This window comes from Litoribacter ruber, assembly GCF_018449405.1.
Taxonomy (GTDB): domain Bacteria; phylum Bacteroidota; class Bacteroidia; order Cytophagales; family Cyclobacteriaceae; genus Litoribacter; species Litoribacter ruber.
Genome location: NZ_JAHCMY010000049.1, coordinates 1 through 549, shown reverse-complemented (window position 1 = coordinate 549; position 549 = coordinate 1). Strand labels below are relative to the sequence as shown.

Annotated in this window: 2 protein-coding genes; both read right to left on the bottom strand. The window is 35.2% G+C overall.

Annotated elements, in window-relative coordinates:
• On the bottom strand, positions 1 to 156 hold a 156-nt coding region (locus tag KI659_RS18535; RefSeq protein ID WP_246535476.1), incomplete at its 3' end, for a GIY-YIG nuclease family protein.
• A complete protein-coding gene (locus KI659_RS18530) occupies positions 153 to 320 on the bottom strand; it encodes a GIY-YIG nuclease family protein (RefSeq protein WP_246535475.1) in 168 nt (55 codons plus the stop codon). The genes KI659_RS18530 and KI659_RS18535, both read right to left, overlap by 4 nt.
• Between the last annotated feature and the right edge of the window lie 229 nt (positions 321 to 549).

Below are 549 nucleotides of genomic sequence, written 5' to 3'. Positions count from 1 at the left end.
TTCGATTGAATGAAAGCCTTCGTAATATACTAGTTTCTTCAACCTATATTTTTTTGTGAAAGACTTTTGATAATACCCCTCTTTATGCTGATCAATTCTTGTTATTAAATTAGAGGTGACGCCTGTATAGAGTGTGGTGTTATTATAATTGGTCATGATATAGACCGCTCCCCCCTTTTCCATAAAAAAAATAAGTCCAGTTTCAAAAATCCTATTAATTTAAAAATATTTACTCTAAAGANCTCTTTATGCTGATCAATTCTTGTTATTAAATTAGAGGTGACGCCTGTATAGAGTGTGGTGTTATTATAATTGGTCATGATATAGACCGCTCCCCCCTTTTCCATAAAAAAAATAAGTCCAGTTTCAAAAATCCTATTAATTTAAAAATATTTACTCTAAAGAACAAGGTCATTCCTCACGTCATTGCGAAGGAGGTACGGCTCAAGATTGATTCTCCCGATCTGTCCTCTGGAAGTTCTAATTGATCGGGATCGCAATGACGGGTGGGGTCTGGCTAATTTCACGAGACCTGGAAGGTTTAATTCT